The following is a 16,173-nucleotide window of genomic DNA, read 5'->3' as shown; positions in this document are numbered from 1 at the left end:
ACGACGAGGCCAGGTCCGCTGGACCGGGCCTCGTCGCGTCAGCGCTTCAGGCCGAGCCCGGCGTAGATCTCCTCGATGGAGTTGGCCCGGTTCAGCGCATAGAGGTGCACGCCGGGCACGCCCAGCTCGAGCAGGTCGGCCACCAGGCCGGTGGCCACCTCGACGCCCAGCCGGCGGGTGGCCTCGGGGTCGCCGTCGACGGCGTCCAGGCGCTCCTGGAGCCAGGTCGGGATCTCCGAGCCGTTCATGGCCGCCATCCGGCGGGTGCCGGCCACGTTGACCAGCGGCATCACGCCGGGGATCACCGGCGTGGTGCTGCCGAGGTCGGCCAGCTCGTCGACGAGGCGGCGGTAGTGCTCGGCGTCGAAGAAGAACTGGGTCATGCCGAAGTCGGCCAGGGCCAGCTTCTCGGCCAGCAGCCGACGGTCGGTCTCCCGATCAGGAGAGCGGGGGTGGAGCTCGGGGAAGGCGGCGACGCCGACGGAGAAGTCGCCCACCTCGCGGACCAGCTCGATGAGCTCGGTGGCGTAGGTGAAGTCGCCACCGGGATCGCTGCCGTCGGCCGGCGGGTCACCGGCCAGGGCCAGGATGTTCTCGATGCCCCCCTCGCGGTAGGACTCGAGCAGCTCCACCAGCTCGGCCCGGGTGTGGCCGACGCAGGTGAGGTGGGGCATGGCGGGGAACGACTGCTCCCGGTTGACCCGCAGGACGAGGTCCCGGGTGGTGTCGCGGGTGGCGCCGAGGGCGCCGTAGGTGACCGAAACGTACGACGGCTCCAGCGCCGAGAGGTCGTTGACCGCGGCGTCGAAGGCGACCAGGCCTTCGGGCGTCTTCGGCGGGAAGAACTCGAAGGACCAGGTGGTGCCCTTGGCGAGGAGGTCGGCGATCCGGGTCATGGTGGCGGCGAGGCTAGGCGCGGGCGGCCAGGCCGGCGCGGCGCTCGGCGGCCTCGACGGCGTTGCGGAACAGCAGGGCGATGGTGGTGGGACCGACCCCGCCGATGCGCGGGGTGATGGCGCCGGCCACCTCTTCGCAGCGCTCGTCGACGTCGGGCAGGAGCTTGCGGCCCTCGTAGCGGACGCCGCCGCCCACGACGGTCACCCCGGGGGTGAGGTGCTCGGGCTGGAGGATGCCGGGGGCGCCGGCCGCGGCGATCACGACGTCGGCCCGGCGGGTGTAGTCGGCCCAGTTCGGCACCCCGGTGTGGACGACCGTGACCGCGGCGTTGGCGGTGGGGCGCTTCTGCGACAGCAGGAGGGCGAGGGGGCGACCGAGCGTGGTGCCTCGACCGAGGATGCACACGTCCTTGCCGGCGATCGGGACCTCGTAGTGGGCCAGGAGCGCCTCGATGCCGGCGGGGGTGCAGGGCACGGGGCCGGGCATGCCGAGGGCCAGGCGGCCCATGTTCACCGGGTGCAGCCCGTCGACGTCCTTGTCGGGATCGAGGGTGAGCAGGGCGGCGTCGAAGTCGATCTGGGGCGGCGTCGGGTGCTGGAGCAGGACGGCGTCGACGTCGTCGGCGTCGTTCATCTCGCGGATCGCGGCCAGGACGTCGGCCTGGGTGGCGTCCTCGGGCAGGTGGGTGTGCGGCGAGGTGAAGCCAAGCTCGGCGGCCTTCTCCTGCTTCATGCGGATGTAGCCGGCGCTGGCGGAGTCGCCGCCGACGAGGAGGGTCCCGAGGCCCGGCGTGTGGCCGGCGGCGACCAGGGCGGCGATGCGCGGCGCCAGGTCGGCGAAGACGGCGTCGGCGACGGGCTTGCCCGGCATCAGCTTGGCGGTCATGGGGCGCTCCTCGGAGGTGCAGGTGGTGGCTGGGTCGAGGTCGGCGGCGAATCGACGTCGATTCGCCGCTGATCCGCCCCAGCGAAGGGGTGCCGCCACGCGGGGTGGCGGGGTGGGGTAGGGGGTGGCGGGTTGGCGGGGTGGGATCAGTGCTTGAACTGGCGCTCGCCGGTGAACACCATGGCCACGCCGAGCTCGTCGGCCTTGGCGATGTTCTCGGCGTCGCGGACCGAGCCGCCGGGCTGGACGATCACGGCGACGCCGGCCGAAGCCGCCGCCTCGATGCCGTCGGGGAACGGGTAGAAGGCGTCGCTGGCGCAGGCCCCGCCCGCAGCCCGCCCCGCCGCCTTCTCGGCGGCGATCTGGCCGGCCTCCACCCGGTTCTGCTGCCCGGCGCCGATGCCCCAGGCCACGCCGTCCTTCACCAGCACGATCGAGTTGGAGATGGTGGCGGCGCAGACCCGGAACGCCAGGTCGGCGTCGGCCAGCTCGTCGGCGGTGGGCACGCGGCTGGTGACCACGTCCCACTGGTCGGGGCTCGAGACCACCCGGTGGGGCTCCTGGACCAGCCAGCCGCCGGAGACCGGGCGCAGGTGCCGGCTCGGCGGGGTCGGCGCCACGGCCTCGAGCAGCCGGGTGTTCTTGCGCTTGGCCTGCAGCGCCTCGACCACGCCCGGGGCGTAGCCGGGAGCGATCACCACATCGGCCTGGGCGGCGGCGACCATCTCGACCACGGTGTCGTCGTCGACCACCTGGTTCAGGGCGACGATGCCGCCGAACGCCGAGCGGGGATCGCAGTCGAAGGCCCGCTGGTAGGCCTCGGCCAGCGTGTCGGCCACGGCCACGCCACACGGGTTGGCGTGCTTGATGATGGCGACGGTGGGCCGTGCGGGCTTCGAGCCGCCGGCCGAGCCGAGGTCGTGGGCCAGGATCCACGCCGCGTCGGCGTCGTAGAGGTTCAGGTAGCTGAGCGCCACGCCGCCGTGCTGGGTGGCGGTGGCCCACCAGGGGTCCTCGCCCTGGCTGCGGTAGAGCGCCGCCTTCTGGTGCGGGTTCTCGCCGTAGCGCAGCGTCCGCTCCTCACGGGTGGCCGCCACGTGCAGGGTCGGCGGCAGCAGCTCCTCGTCGCCGGCGTCGAACCAGGCGACCACGGCAGCGTCGTAGGCCGCGGTGTGGGCGAAGGCCGACCGGGCGAGGCGGCGCCGGGTGGCGGCCGACAGCGAGCCGTCGGCGCGCAGCTCGGCCAGCACGCCGTCGTAGTCGGCGGGGTCGACCACGACGCCGACGTGGGCGTGGTTCTTGGCCGCGGCCCGCACCATGGCCGGGCCACCGATGTCGATGACGTCCTCGGCGGTGCCGCCGCCATGGGCGAACGCCGCCGGGTCGGAGCCGAACGGGTACAGGTTGCCGACCACCAGGTCGATGCCCTCGATGTCGTACTGCTCCATCTCGGCCACGTGGTGGGGGTTGCTGCGGTCGGCCAGGATCCCGCCGTGGATCTTCGGGTGCAGGGTGACCACACGGTGGCCGAGGATCGCCGGGAAGCCGGTGATCTCGGCGGTGTCGACGACGGTGAGGCCGGCCTCGCGCAGCTGCTGGGCCGTGCCCCCGCTGGAGACCAGGTCCCAGCCCAGGTCGGCCAGGCCCTGGGCCAGCTCGCCGATCCCGGACTTGTCGTAGACGGAGATGAGGGCCCTCATGGCAGGTGGCGTCCTTGCGTTGGGTGGTTCACGGGGCGACCTGCCCCTGGTCGATGAGCTGGCGGAGCACGGCGGGGTAGATGCGGCGCTCCACCTCCTTGATGCGCTCCTGGAGCGAAGCCTCGGTGTCGTCCGGCAGGACGGAGACGGCCTCTTGGGCCAGGATCGGCCCGGTGTCGACGTCGAGCCCCGCCACGTGCACGGTGCAGCCGGTGACCTTCACGCCGTAGGCCAGCGCGTCCCGCACCGCGTGCCAGCCCTTGAACGACGGCAGCAGGGCCGGGTGGGTGTTGAGGATGCGGCCCGGGAAGGCGGCGTGGACCGGCTCGGCGAGGATGGTGCCGAAGCCGGCCATGGCCACCCAGTCGAGGTCGTGCGACGCCAGCACGCCGGCCAGCTCGGCCGAGTACGCGTCCCGGTCGAAGGCGCCGTCGAAGCGGTCCCGGGCGACCAGCTCGGTGGCGATCCCGGCGTCGGCGGCGATGCCCAGCCCGGCGCACGGTCGATCGGCGGCCACCAGCGAGACGGGGATGCCGGCGGCGAGGATGGCGTGCAGGATCGTCCCTGTTCCCGACACCAAGACACCCACGCGCACTGGGGCGACGCTACCAGCCGACCTCCGGCGCCCAGGAAGTGCGCGGCCAGGACAGAGAAGCGCCAGCAAGGATCCGCTCAGCCGTCACCAGCGCTGGGATAGCGTCGCCGCAACACCCCCGGCAACTTCACCAACCTCCAAGGAGCGGGCCGTCATGAAGACCACCCCGAAACCCAGCCAGATCGCCATCCTCGCTGGCGCCGTCGTCCTGCTGATCTTCAGCTTCCTCAACTTCGTGAAGCCGTCGTTCGGCGATGGGGTGAGCGCGTGGAGCGGGGACTTCTACTTCCCGCTGACCATCTTCCCGCTGCTCTTCGGCCTGATCGTCGGCGGCACCACCGCCGCCACCCTCTTCGCCGACGTCAAGCTGCCCGAACAGATCCTCACGCTGAACTGGAAGCAGATCAACTTCATGCTTTCGTTCACCGGCCTGGTGATCCTGATCGGCCTGCTCATCGGCCTGCCCGACGGCCTCGACGCCGGCGCCGGCCTGCTCCTGTCGCTCCTCGGCGCCATCGCCCTCTTCGCCGGCTCCGTGATGGAGCTCCTCGGCATCGAGGTCGGCGGCACCACCGGCGCCGGCAGCGGCCCCGCCGCCCCGGGTGGCCCCAGCACCCCCTTCTAGGACCTCGGTCGGCGGCGGCCGACGACCGAGCCCCGAGAACGTGAACGGCCCGCCCCCGAAGGGGCGGGCCGTTCCGCGTGCGGTGCTGGCTCGGGTGCGGCCCGAAGGCCGCCGAGCGCTCGGCGATCGACGGGCTCAGAGGCCCTTGACGATCTCCACCATGAGCTCGCCGGCCTCGGTCGGGTTGTTGCCCACCTTGACCCCGGCGTCGGTGAGGGCCTCCATCTTGGCCGCCGCGGTGCCCTTGCCGCCCGACACGATGGCGCCGGCGTGGCCCATCTTCTTGCCGGGAGGGGCGGTGACGCCCGCGATGTAGGCGCTGACCGGCTTGGTCATCTTGTGCTTGATGAACTCGGCGGCCTCTTCCTCCGCCGAGCCACCGATCTCACCGATGAGCATGACGGCCTTGGTCTCGGGGTCGGCCTCGAAGGCCTCCAGGCAGTCGATGAACGAGGTGCCGGGGACCGGGTCGCCACCGATGCCCACGCAGGTGGTGACGCCGATGTCCTGGAGCTTGAGCTCGTAGAGGGCCTGGTAGGTGAGCGTGCCGGAGCGGCTCACGATGCCCACCGGGCCGCCGGGCTTGGCGATCTCGCCGGCGGTGATGCCGATGTTGGCCTTCCCGGGGCTGATGATGCCGGGGCAGTTCGGCCCGAGGATCCGGGTGCCGGGGAAGTCCCGCTTCACCTTGTTGAAGAAGTACGCCTCGTCCTGGGCGGGGACGCCCTCGGTGATGACGACCACCAGCTCGAGGCCGGCCTCAGCCGCCTCGAGCACCGCGGACTGCACGCCCGGGGCGGGGATGAAGACGCACGACACCGTGGCGCCGGTGGCCTCTTTGGCCTCGGCCACCGAGGCGTAGACGGGGATGCCGTCCACGTCGGTGCCGGCCTTCTTGGGGTTGACCCCGGCCACCACCTGGGTGCCGTAGTCGCGGTTGCGCAGGCCGTAGAAGCGGCCCTGCGAACCGGTGAGGCCCTGGTAGAGGACCTTGGTGTTCTCGTCGACGAAGATCGCCATGGGTTCCCTACCTCTACTTCGCCAGCTCGACGGCCGTGCGGGCCGCTTCGAGCATCGTGGACTTGGACTGGAGCTTCTCGGACTCGTGCTCGGCCAGGATCGCTCGACCCTGCTCGGCGTTGGTGCCGTCGATGCGGATCACGATGGGGGCGTCGATCTTGACGCGGCCCAGGGCGGTGACGATGCCGTTGGCCACCTCGTCGCCCTTGGTGATGCCACCGAAGATGTTGATGAAGATGGACTTCACGTTGGGGTCGTTGTTGATGACCTCCAGCGCGCCGGCCATCACCTCGGCGTTGGCGCCGCCGCCGATGTCGAGGAAGTTGGCGGGGCTGCCGCCCACCTGGTTGACGATGTCGACGGTGGACATGGCCAAGCCGGCGCCGTTGGCGATCACGCCGACGGATCCGTCGAGGCCGACGTACTGCAGGCCCTTGTCGTGGGCGGCCTGCTCGCGGTCGTCACGGATCTGGGTGGCGTCGTAGACGTCCCAGCCCTCGTGGCGGAACTCGGCGTTGCCGTCGAGGGTGACCTTGGCGTCCAGCGCGTGCACCTCGCCGGTGGGCTTGAGGATCAGCGGGTTGATCTCGCAGAGGTCGGCGTCGCCCTCGGTGTAGGCCTTGTAGAGCTTGAGGAGGATGTCGACGGCGCCGTCGTTGGCCTCCGGGTTGAGCTTGGCGGCGGTCACCCAGGCACGGGCGGCCTCTTCGGTGAGGCCGTCGACCGGGTCGATCCAGATCTTGGCGATGGCGTCGGGGTCCTTCTCGGCCACGACCTCGATCTCCACGCCGCCCTGGGCCGACAGCATGCCGAGGTGCTTCTTGGCGGCACGGTCGAGGGTGAAGCTGGCGTAGTACTCCTCGGCGATGTCCGAGGCCGCCTCGATCCACACGATCTTGACGACGTGGCCCTTGATGTCGAGGCCGAGGATGTTGCCGGCGTGCTCGCGGGCCTCCTCGGTGTTGGCGGCGAGCTTCACGCCACCCGCCTTGCCCCGCCCACCGACGTGGACCTGGGCCTTCACGACCACCGGGTAGCCGATGCGGTCGGCCGCGGCCACCGCCTCGTCCACCGTGGTGACGGCTTCGCCCGGTGAGACCGGGATGTCGAAGCTCGCGAAGAACTGCTTGCCTTGGTACTCGAGAAGGTCCACTCGGACTCCTGGAAGGTCGCTACTGGTCGGTGCCGGGCGCGGAGGCCACGTCGAACGGCTCTGGCATGGGGCCGGACCTGCGCAGCGACCCGCCGGGGGCTGCGATCCGAGACCGGCAGCGGTCGAGGGCCGTTGCGGCCCGGGCGACTCGTTGACGGCGCTCCACGCCAGGGATACTAGGCAGGTGCCTGTGGTCCACCCTCATCCGCACCGGTCCCGGCGAGGCCGCCGGTGAGCCCCGTCGCCCCCTCCAACAACCACGTCGGCCGGGCCGCCGTGGTGGCGCTCGTGGGCGTCGTGGTGCTCTTCGCCGTGCTCGGCCTCACCACGCTGGCGCTCAAGGGCCGCAACAGCCCGGACCTGCGCCTGGGCGACCAGACCTTCAACCGCCAGGACGCCAGCGACCTGGCTGACGAGATCGCCGATCGCGGCCCGATCATCTACGGCGACGTGTCCGGCCGCAAGGACCGCGACATCATCGTGCAGCACCTGGGGTCCGATCCCGACAAGGGTTGGACCGCCTTCCTGGCGGCGCCCACCGACAAGGCCCGGGACTGCACCTGGCAGTGGCAGCGCGACGAGGAGCTGTTCCGGGCCAAGTGCGACCGCAAGCTCACCGCCCCGGCCGACGGGAAGGGCCTCCCCCAGTTCAAGGTCACCGTCAGCGGCGGCAAGGTCGACGTCGACCTGAACGCCGACGCCCGCAAGCAGGCCTCCACCACCACGACGAGCGCACCCGGGTGACCGACCCGGCCTGATCGCCCCGGCTGACCGGGCTGATCTGCCCCCGCCGACCGGGCCGCGGGCCGCCCCGGCCGACCGGGTCGCCGCCGCGCTCCCGCCGTCCGGCGGGGCCGGTGGCCCGCTCCTAGGGTCGACGCCATGCGCCGCATCGTCTGCCAGCAGTGGGGACCGCCCGAGGACCTGGAGCTCGTCGAGGAGCCCGACCCGACGCCGGGACCGGGCCAGGTGGTGGTCGACGTCGCAGCCGCCGGGGTGAACTTCGTGGACGCCCTCTTCGTCGGCGGGACCTACCAGATCAAGGTGCCGCCGCCCTTCACGCCCGGCAGCGAGCTGGCCGGGACGGTCGCCGCACTGGGCGAGGGGGTCGAGGGCCTGGCCGTCGGCGACCGGGTGCTCTCCTCGCTCGGGCTCGGCGCCTGGACGACCCACGCGGTGGTGCCCGCCGCCGCCGTCACGCCGGTGCCCGACGGGCTCGACCTGGCCACCGCGGCGGCGCTCGTGCAGAGCTACTGCACCATGTGGTTCGCCCTGACCCGTCGGACGACGGTGGCGGCCGGCGAGACGGTGCTCGTGCTGGGCGCGGCCGGCGGGGTGGGCCTGGCCGCCATCGACGTGGCCCGCTCCCTCGGGGCGCGGGTGATCGCCGCGGCCTCGTCACCGGAGAAGCTGGCCGACGCCACCGCCATGGGCGCCGAGGCCACCATCGCGTACGAGACCGAGGACCTGAAGGTGCGGGCCCGCGAGCTCTCCGCCGGTGGTGTCGACGTCGTGGTCGACCCGGTGGGTGGACCCCACACCGATGCGGCGCTGCGGGCGCTCGGCGTGGGCGGACGGCTCCTGGTGATCGGGTTCGCCGCCGGCGGGATCCCCTCGCTGCCGGCGAACCAGGTCCTGCTCAACAACCGGTCGGTGGTGGGGGTCGACTGGGGGGGCCTGGGCCATGCGCGACGGCGCGGCGCAAGCGGCGCTGCTGCACGAGGTGCTGGGGGCGGTGGCCGACGGTTCGCTGCACCCCTCCCCGCCCACCGAGCGGCCCCTCGCCGAGGCGGGCGCCGTGCTGCGGGACCTGCTCGAGCGGCGCCTCCGCGGCAAGGCCGTCCTCACCCCCGCCTGACCGCCGAGGACCGGGGCTGCGCTGCCGCTCCCCCGCCGTCGGCTGCGCGCTCACCCCGGCGCTCACCCCGATTCGGCGTCGACCCGGCACCGAGGGCCGCCCGCGGCCGCCGACCAGGGGACGGTGCGGGCGGGGAGCCAGCGCCATCGCGCCAGGTCAGGGCGTCGAGCACGCACCGCTGCGGGCGATCGGCGCGGCCCTGGACGCCGTTCGCCAGACCATCGACCCCACCTCGGAGGTGTCGGCGGCGGCCACCTCGGCGGCGAATCGACGTCGAATCGCCGCCGAGGACGACCCCAGCGACCACTGGGGTGCTCGGGGCAGCGGGGCGGGGGTCGGCGGGCGGGGGGCGGGCGGGCGGGCGGGGTCAGTCGTCCATGTGGAGCCAGGCGTCGGGCTGGGTGCCGTCGAGGTCGGTGTGGCCGTAGTGCCGGGCCAGCTCGCCGGCGGTGACCGATCCCTGGTTCCAGCGGGCCCGGCCCTCGTCGGCCGCCAGCGCGGCGATGCCCCGCCCCACGAAGCGGGTGGTCTCCGAGTGGACGAAGCCGGGCGGGGCGGCCGCCGTCCGCCAGTGCTCCTCATCGGTGTGGAACGCCTCGAGCATGATCTCCGATCGCATCCACCCGGGGGTGACGGCCACCGCCGTCGCCCCGTGGGCGGCCAGCTCGTGGCCTTGGGACCACGCCAAGCGGTTCACGGCCACCTTGGCCAGGTCGTAGAAGACCGAGATCCGGTAGGTGTCGGCGTTGTAGGCGGTGGTCCCGTCGGTGACCTCGACGACCAACCCACCGGGCCGGTCGACGAGCAGCGGGAGCAGGTGGTGGGACGTGATCAGGTGCGTGTCGATGGCCAGTCGCAGGATCCGCAGGCCGGCGTCGAGGTCGTGCTCCCACAGCGGCGTGTCCCACTCGTCGGGGCCGCCCTTGAGCACCTCGGCGCCCCAGATGTCGTTCACCAGCACGTCGACGTGGCCGTGGTCGACGCGGAGGCGATCTGCCAGCGCCGCCACCTGCGCCGGATCCAGGTGGTCGACGGCGACGGCGACGCCCTGACCGCCGAGCGAGTCGACCAGCTCGGCGGTCTCCTCGATGGTCTCGGTGCGCCCCGCGTAGTCCGAGCGCAGCGAGCCGGTCCGGCTGCTCCGACCGGTGCACACCACGGTCGCCCCCAGCTCGCCGAGGGCGGCGGCGATGCCTCGCCCTGCGCCACGGGTGGCGCCCGCGACCACCGCCACCTTGCCGCGCAGCGCCTCGGGATCGGGCTGCCAGTCGGTCATCGGCCGACCTCCTTCTCGTAGCGACGGCTGGGCACCACGAAGGTGCCGCCCACCGCCTCGGCTTCGTAGTCGAACTCGCCGGCATCGGACCAGCCGTGCCGCTCGTAGAACCGGCGGGCCCGGGCGTTGCCCGCCACGACGGCCAGCCACGCCACCAGGTGCCAGGCGCCGATCGCCGCCTCGGCGTGGTCGATCAACCGGTCGGCGGCGCCCGAGCCTCGGCTCGCCGCGGTGACGTAGAGCTGCTCGAGCTCGTCGTCGGCGAGGGTGGCGAACCCCACCACGACACCGTCGACGACGGCCACCGTCGTCGCAGCCACCCGCTCCGGCACCCGAGCTGCGAACGCCTCCGGCGCTCGGTGGGCGATCAACCCGTCCGGCACGTGCCCGAGGTGGCCATCTCGCCAGCCGTCGTGCCAGATGCGGGCGATGTCATCGATGTCGGCCACCCCTGCCGGCCGCAGGAGGCACCCGTGCGCGGCGTGCTCGCCGTCGCCACCACCGCTCCGCTGGTCCACCCTGCACCCCGTCCGTCGGCCTGGCAGCCGCACGGGCGGACGTCCGCGGCGCGGGCTGCGCTCGGCCGACAGTCTGTCGACCCCGGCGCCACCTCGCTGGCGCTACCGGCCGATCACGGAGCGGTGGTCGAGCCAGTCGCCTTCGTGGCGGGCGCCTCGTTCGCCGCCGGCTTCGTCGTCCGTGCCCGCTTGGCGGGCGCCCCCTTGGGCGTCGAACCCCTCGCCGCAGCCTTCCTCGTTGGTGCCCTCATGGCCGGCGCCTCGCTCGTCGCCGGCTACTTCGCCGGTGCCCTCTTGGCCGGTGCCGCGCTCGTCGCCGCCTTCTTCGCCGCGCCCTTCTTGGCCGGCGCCTTGGTCGTCGCCGCCTTCTTCGCCGGTGCCTTCTTGCCCGCCGCCTTCTTTGCCGCGCCCCTCTTGGCCGGCGCCCGCTTGGCCGATGCCTTCGCCGTCGAACCCGAAGCCGTCGAGCCTGCAGCCGCCGCCTCGGCACCCGGTGCGTCGGAAGCGTCCTCGACGAGCGCCACGACCTCCTTGCGCTGCACCTTGTTGGTGCCCGTGCGCGGCAGGTCGTCCACGGCGACGAACCGCAGCGGGACCTTGTACTTCGACAGGCGCTCGGCCGCCCAGGCACCCAGGTCGAGCGAGGCGAGGTCGGCACCGGGACGCAGCCGCACCGCAGCCACCGGCACCTCGCCGTCGCGGTCGTCTGGCACCGGGACCACCGCCGCCTCCAGCACGTCCTGGTGCTCCTCGAGGGTCTTCTCCACCTCGAGGGCGTACACGGAGTACCCGCCGCGCTTGATGACGTCCTTCATGCGGCCCTCGAAGTTGACCATGCCGGCCACGCCGCGGCGGGCGAGGTCGCCCGTGCGCAGCCACCCGTCGTCGGTGAGCGCCGCCGCGGTCGCCTCGGGAGCACCGTGGTACCCCTTCAGGACCCCGGGGCCGCTGAGCAGGAGCTCGCCCACCCCGCCGACCGCGACCTCCTCGCCGTCGTCGCCCACCACCTTGAAGGTGTTCCCCGGCAGCGGCACGCCCACCGAGCCGCCGAGCCCCGCCGGCAGCAGGGGCGGCGACAGGCGCACAGCCACGCCGCCGCCGGTCTCGACCATGCCGTAGCCCTCGGCGAACGATGCCTCGCCGATCGGCCCGACCAGAGGCAGGGTGGCGGTGGCGCCGAAGCGCTTGAAGCGCGTGGCCAGCTCGGTGGGCATGGCGTCGGCGCCCGAGATCCAGAGCCGGACCGAGGTCAGGTCGCGGTCCTCGGCACCGGCCTCCAGCAGCATCCGGTACATGGCGGGCACGCCCACGAAGATCGTGGCTCGGCGCGACTCGATGGCGTCGAGGGCCTTGGCCGGGTTGAAGCGCGGGAAGAAGTAGACGGGCAGCCCGCCGCAGGCCGCCCCCACCACGGCGGTGAAGCCGAAGATGTGTGCCACCGGCAGGCCGAGCACGACCTCGTCGCGACGGAGGCCGCTGGGCAGCAGCGCCGCCATGGACATGCCCCCCACCAGGCCGCGGTGGGTGAGCTCGGCGCCCTTGGGCTTGCCGGTGGTGCCGGACGTGTAGAAGAGCGCGCCGATGTCGCCCGGATCGGCGGCCGCCGCCGGACCAAACGGCTCGACCTCGGCGTCGTCAACGTCCGCCACCGCCCGGACCACGAGCGAGGCCCCCGAGTCGGCCACCACGTGCTCGATCTCGGCCTTGGACATCTGCCCGTTCACCGGGGCCGGCACCCGCCCGGCCCGCGACGCCGCCAGCGTCAGGAGGAACTGCTCGTAGCCGTTGGCCGTGGCCAGCACCACGCGGCTGCCGGGCTCGCTCTGGGCGGCGATGCCGCCGGCCCACCGGTCGACCAGCGCGGCGGCCTCGGCGAAGGTGGCGGCGAACCCGCCGTCGGCCTCGGTGACGAACGGGCGGTCACCGTGGATGGCGGCCAGCCGCTCCATGAGGGTGCCGAGGGTGAGCTCCCGGCCACGAGCCAGGGCGATCCGGTCGAGCAAGCGCATCGAGCCACCCTAGGAACGGCCTCGGGACCGCGGCCACTTGCGCGACCGGGTCCACCCGAACGGTCGAACGCCGAGCGCCCTCAGTTCCTCTTCAGCGGCGCCCAGGCGAGGAGGAGCACCTTCTGGCCGACCGTGGGGAAGTTGATGGTGATCTCGGTCTTGTCGCCGCTGCCGCGCAGGTCCATGACGATGCCCTCGCCCCACTTGCCGTGGACGACGTCCTCCCCCACGCGGAACCCGCCGGCCGGCCCGGCAGCGGCGGCCGCCGCCGCGGACGAGGTGCCCGACGCCCCGGATGAGGAGCCCGACGAGCCGAACGAGGAGCGACCCTGGCCGGCCGCCATGGCCTGGTCGACCATGCGGTCGCGGTTGGCCTGGCGGCGCTCCGACGAGATGCCGCTGCGCCGGTTCGGACGGTCGCCCCAGCTCGACACCGTCGAATCGGACGACGACGAGTCGGCCCAGGAGCCCGAGCGCGACGACCGGCGGTTGCCCTCGATGGCGCTCACGAGCCGCTGGGGGATCTCGTCCAGGAACCGGCTCGGCGGGTTGTACTGCGTGGAGCCGTAGATGGTGCGGCTCCAGGCGTGGCTCAGGTACAGCCGCTCCCGGGCCCGGGTGATGCCGACGTAGGCCAGCCGCCGCTCCTCCTCCAGCTCGTCGGGCTCGCCGATGGAGCGGAGGTGCGGGAAGATCCCGTCCTCCAGGCCCACCAGGAAGACCGCCGGGAACTCGAGGCCCTTGGCCGAGTGCAGGGTCATGAGGATGACCTGGGAGTCGTCGTCGGGGACCTGGTCGGTGTCGGCCACCAGGCTCACCTGCTCCAGGAACTCCACCGTCGACTCGATCTCGCGCGCCGAGCCCACCAGCTCCGCCAGGTTCTCCAACCGGCCCTCGGCCTCGATGGAGTGCTCCTCCTGCAGCTCCGCCACGTACCCGCTGCGATCGAGCAGGGCCTCGAGCAGCGGGCCGGGCCCCTCCTCGACCTTGTCGGCCACGCCGTCGATGAGGGCGAGGAACGCCTCGATGCCCCGGACCGCACGGCCCTGGACGCCGGCGTCGTCCGCTCGGCGCAGGGCCTCCATGAACGTGTAGCCGTGGCCGGCGGCCCAGTTGTCGAGCCGGGCCACGGTGGACTCGCCGATCCCGCGCTTGGGCTGGTTCAGGACCCGCTTCACCGACACCTCGTCGGCCGGGTTCACCACGGCGCGCACGTAGGACAGCGCGTCCTTGATCTCGCGCCGGTCGTAGAACCGGGTGCCGCCGACCACCTTGTACGGGATGCCGGCGCGCAGGAGGTGCTCCTCGACCACGCGGCTCTGGCCGTTGGTGCGGTAGAAGACGGCGACGTCGCCCCACACGTGCTCTCCGGAGTCGTGCAGCTTGGCGATCTCGTGGGCCACCCACTGGGCCTCGTCGCCCTCGTCGTCGGCGTGGTAGCGGACGATGGTGTGGCCGTCGCCCTCGTCGGTCCACAGCTCCTTGGGCTTGCGCCCGAGGTTGTTGGCGATCACCGAGTTGGCGGCGTCGAGGATGGTCTGGGTGGAGCGGTAGTTCTGCTCCAGCACGATCACCGTGGCGTCCGGGAACGCCTCCTCGAACTCCAGGATGTTCCGGATGTCGGCGCCCCGGAACTTGTAGATCGAATTGTGCACCACCAGATCACCTGCGATGTAGGTGTGGGTGGGGGACACCTCGAGGTCGTAGACCGGCCCGTCGTGCTCGCCGACCTCGACGCGATCGATGCGCCGGGCCCGGAGCTCCCCGGCGGCGTCGGCCACCAGCACCTCCATCCCCGGCCGCAGGTGGCTGAGCGGCTGGAAGTCCCAGATGGCGCCGGCCACGTTGGCCCGTCGCCGGATCCGCAGCCCCCCGGCGTGCGCCATCGCCTTGGCCAGCTCCAGAGCATCGACGTAGTCGCGCCGCAGCGTCTCGACCCGATGCCCGCCCGCCTTGCCGGCGCGGACCGAGAAGCCGGCGTCTCGGAGCTGGTCGGCGACGTCGGAGCGGTTCGAGGACCACTGGATGCGGTGGTGGCCGACGACCCCGCCCCGGGGATCGCTGAACATCGTCAGGTTCAGGGTCTGGCGTCGCGCCCCGTTCTGCGGGACCAGGTGCGGGAAGTCCGGGTGGAGGTCGAGGTCCTCCATGAGGTCCTTGGCGCGGGTGCGGGTGTCGATCGCTGCGAACAGCCGGTCGAGCTCGGGCTCGCCGAGCGCGAGCCGACGCCCTGAGGCTTGGAAGCAGGCGGTGGGCAGCCCGTACTGGGCGGCGAACCAGGACTCCCACCACGCCGCGTCGGCAAGGGTGTCGTAGACGCCGAGGATCCACAGCCGGTCGCCGTGCTCCTGGTTGAGCCGCACGCGGGGGCCGAGGTCCGGCCCGCCGCCCGAGCGCTGCCGGACGCTGGTGGTCCGACCGATCCGGTAGCCGCGGTCGGCCCGCTCCATCAGGTAGACGACGTGCCGGTCGTCATCGAGCGACGGTCGGGCGAGCACGACGTGGTGGGGCGTCCCGGTGACCTGGTGGCCGTCGGCGGAGACCCGGTACACCCGACCCTGGTACCGGCCCGGCATGACCTGCGTGACCCGAGCGGGCAGCGCGGCGTCGGCGGCCGCGGCGCCGAGGACCTCGTCGCCCACACGGATCGACTCGATGGGAACCTCTCCCGTGGGCGTGCGCACCAGCGTGCCGGGGAGCAGGCACTGGTCGCTGTCGCCCACGACGCAGACGTTGTGGTGGCCGCCGGCGATCTGGAGGACGAGCTCGTTCTGGACCTTGTTGGTGTCCTGGTACTCGTCGACCAGCACGTGCTTGAAGCGGGTGCGGTAGTGCTCCAGCACCTCGGGCTCGGTGCGCAGCAGCTCGACGGTGTTGCGCAGCAGGTCGTCGAAGTCCATGGCGCCGGCCTTCAGCAGCCGAGCCTGGTACTCGCGGTACACGTCGGCGATCTTGCGCTCGAAGATCACCTCGGCCCGGGCGGCGAACTCCTCGGGGCCCCGGTCGTCGTTCTTGGCGGCCGAGATGATGGCGTGCACCGACCGGGTGGGGAACCGCTTGGCGTCCAGGTTGAGGTCGCGGATGACGTAGCCGGCGAGGCGCTGGGCATCGGCCTGGTCGTAGATGGTGAACGACGACGGGAAGCCCAGGCGGTGGCCGTCACGGCGCAGGATGCGCACGCAAGCGGCGTGGAACGTGGACACCCACATCTTCTGGGCGACCGGGCCCACCAGGGCGCCCACCCGTTCGCGCATCTCCTGGGCCGCCTTGTTGGTGAAGGTGATGGCCAGGATCTCGAACGGCGACACCCCCTCCTCGATGAGGTGGGCGATGCGGTGGGTGAGCACCCGCGTCTTGCCCGACCCGGCACCGGCGACCACCAGCAGCGGCCCCTCGGTGTGCACCACCGCTTCTTCCTGCACGGGGTTGAGCCCCTCGAGGAGGGCCGAGCGGTGAGGGCGATCGGGCATCACGGCCACCCTACCGGTGAGGGGTGACAGGCCATCCGGGCCCTCCGAGCCCACCGCGCCGCCCGCCGGCCGGACGGGCGTTCTGGCGGCGATGAGCGTCGGCACCCCCACGGGCGGGAAGAATGGCCCGATCCGCTGCCCAGCCACCCGGCCCTCCCGGCCCCGAC

At 72.7% G+C, this 16,173-nt stretch carries 13 protein-coding genes; 3 read left to right on the top strand and 10 right to left on the bottom strand.

Features of this window, described 5'->3' with window-relative positions; translation table 11 throughout:
* Positions 1-38: 38 nt before the first annotated feature.
* The 4 genes from KSP35_RS18935 to purN all read right to left on the bottom strand — a co-directional run bounded on the left by KSP35_RS18935 (position 39) and on the right by purN (position 4,077).
* On the bottom strand, positions 39-896 hold the full coding sequence (locus KSP35_RS18935) for a methylenetetrahydrofolate reductase (protein WP_216997330.1): 858 nt from the start codon (positions 894-896) through the stop codon (positions 39-41).
* Between the two features lie 13 nt (positions 897-909).
* Positions 910-1,782, bottom strand: a complete 873-nt coding sequence (locus KSP35_RS18930; protein WP_216997329.1) for a bifunctional 5,10-methylenetetrahydrofolate dehydrogenase/5,10-methenyltetrahydrofolate cyclohydrolase — start codon at positions 1,780-1,782, stop codon at positions 910-912.
* Between the two features lie 146 nt (positions 1,783-1,928).
* Positions 1,929-3,482 carry a bifunctional phosphoribosylaminoimidazolecarboxamide formyltransferase/IMP cyclohydrolase gene (gene purH, locus KSP35_RS18925; protein WP_216997328.1) on the bottom strand — a complete coding sequence of 518 codons (1,554 nt, stop codon included), beginning with the start codon at positions 3,480-3,482 and terminating at the stop codon, positions 1,929-1,931.
* A gap of 28 nt (positions 3,483-3,510) precedes the next feature.
* Positions 3,511-4,077, bottom strand: a complete 567-nt coding sequence (purN, locus tag KSP35_RS18920; protein WP_216997327.1) for a phosphoribosylglycinamide formyltransferase — start codon at positions 4,075-4,077, stop codon at positions 3,511-3,513.
* 154 nt (positions 4,078-4,231) lie between these two features.
* On the opposite strand from purN, the gene KSP35_RS18915 reads away from it, so the two are divergent.
* Complete coding sequence (locus KSP35_RS18915; RefSeq protein ID WP_216997326.1) at positions 4,232-4,702, top strand: hypothetical protein; 471 nt, start codon at positions 4,232-4,234, stop codon at positions 4,700-4,702.
* Positions 4,703-4,837: 135 nt separating this feature from the next.
* On the opposite strand, the gene sucD is transcribed toward KSP35_RS18915, so the two are convergent.
* Together sucD and sucC are read right to left on the bottom strand one after the other, a co-directional pair.
* The gene (gene sucD / locus KSP35_RS18910) at positions 4,838-5,722 is read right to left on the bottom strand and encodes a succinate--CoA ligase subunit alpha (protein WP_216997325.1); all 885 of its coding nucleotides are present in this window, start codon (positions 5,720-5,722) and stop codon (positions 4,838-4,840) included.
* Between the two features lie 13 nt (positions 5,723-5,735).
* A complete protein-coding gene (gene sucC, locus KSP35_RS18905; RefSeq protein WP_216997324.1) occupies positions 5,736-6,875 on the bottom strand; it encodes an ADP-forming succinate--CoA ligase subunit beta in 1,140 nt (379 codons plus the stop codon).
* Positions 6,876-7,106: 231 nt separating this feature from the next.
* On the opposite strand from sucC, the gene KSP35_RS18900 reads away from it, so the two are divergent.
* On the top strand, positions 7,107-7,619 hold the full coding sequence (locus tag KSP35_RS18900; RefSeq protein WP_216997323.1) for a hypothetical protein: 513 nt from the start codon (positions 7,107-7,109) through the stop codon (positions 7,617-7,619).
* Positions 7,620-7,757: 138 nt separating this feature from the next.
* Positions 7,758-9,161: a zinc-binding dehydrogenase gene (locus KSP35_RS18895; RefSeq protein ID WP_216997322.1), complete on the top strand. Its 1,404-nt coding sequence runs from the start codon at positions 7,758-7,760 to the stop codon at positions 9,159-9,161.
* Here KSP35_RS18895 and KSP35_RS18890 read toward each other — a convergent pair.
* The 4 genes from KSP35_RS18890 to KSP35_RS24785 form a co-directional block, all read right to left on the bottom strand.
* Positions 9,101-10,009, bottom strand: a complete 909-nt coding sequence (locus tag KSP35_RS18890) for an SDR family oxidoreductase (protein WP_216997321.1) — start codon at positions 10,007-10,009, stop codon at positions 9,101-9,103. The genes KSP35_RS18895 and KSP35_RS18890 overlap by 61 nt on opposite strands.
* Positions 10,006-10,527 (bottom strand): GNAT family N-acetyltransferase, encoded by a 522-nt coding sequence (locus tag KSP35_RS18885; RefSeq protein WP_216997320.1) that lies wholly within the window; start codon positions 10,525-10,527, stop codon positions 10,006-10,008. The genes KSP35_RS18890 and KSP35_RS18885 overlap by 4 nt, the downstream gene beginning before the upstream one ends.
* 275 nt (positions 10,528-10,802) lie before the next feature.
* Positions 10,803-12,536, bottom strand: coding sequence for a class I adenylate-forming enzyme family protein (locus KSP35_RS18880; protein WP_216997319.1), 1,734 nt, complete (start codon positions 12,534-12,536; stop codon positions 10,803-10,805).
* An 80-nt stretch (positions 12,537-12,616) separates the two neighbouring features.
* Entirely contained in the window at positions 12,617-16,006 is a 3,390-nt protein-coding gene (locus KSP35_RS24785; RefSeq protein ID WP_254126852.1) for a UvrD-helicase domain-containing protein, read from the bottom strand.
* Positions 16,007-16,173 lie beyond the last annotated feature (167 nt).

The organism is Aquihabitans sp. G128, from assembly GCF_019048865.1.
In the GTDB taxonomy this organism is placed as follows: Bacteria; Actinomycetota; Acidimicrobiia; order Acidimicrobiales; family Iamiaceae; genus Aquihabitans.
This window is presented reverse-complemented; position numbering and strand designations above follow the sequence as displayed.

What these genes read in the sequence shown, in the direction of transcription:
- sucD (WP_216997325.1), bottom strand. Translation starts at nt 5,722, where the DNA reads ATGGCGATCTTCGTCGACGAGAACACCAAGGTCCTCTACCAGGGCCTC.
- KSP35_RS18915 (WP_216997326.1), top strand. Translation starts at nt 4,232, where the DNA reads ATGAAGACCACCCCGAAACCCAGCCAGATCGCCATCCTCGCTGGCGCC.
- KSP35_RS18930 (WP_216997329.1), bottom strand. Translation starts at nt 1,782, where the DNA reads ATGACCGCCAAGCTGATGCCGGGCAAGCCCGTCGCCGACGCCGTCTTC.
- KSP35_RS18935 (WP_216997330.1), bottom strand. Translation starts at nt 896, where the DNA reads ATGACCCGGATCGCCGACCTCCTCGCCAAGGGCACCACCTGGTCCTTC.
- purH (WP_216997328.1), bottom strand. Translation starts at nt 3,482, where the DNA reads ATGAGGGCCCTCATCTCCGTCTACGACAAGTCCGGGATCGGCGAGCTG.
- KSP35_RS18890 (WP_216997321.1), bottom strand. Translation starts at nt 10,009, where the DNA reads ATGACCGACTGGCAGCCCGATCCCGAGGCGCTGCGCGGCAAGGTGGCG.
- KSP35_RS18880 (WP_216997319.1), bottom strand. Translation starts at nt 12,536, where the DNA reads ATGCGCTTGCTCGACCGGATCGCCCTGGCTCGTGGCCGGGAGCTCACC.
- KSP35_RS24785 (WP_254126852.1), bottom strand. Translation starts at nt 16,006, where the DNA reads ATGCCCGATCGCCCTCACCGCTCGGCCCTCCTCGAGGGGCTCAACCCC.
- KSP35_RS18895 (WP_216997322.1), top strand. Translation starts at nt 7,758, where the DNA reads ATGCGCCGCATCGTCTGCCAGCAGTGGGGACCGCCCGAGGACCTGGAG.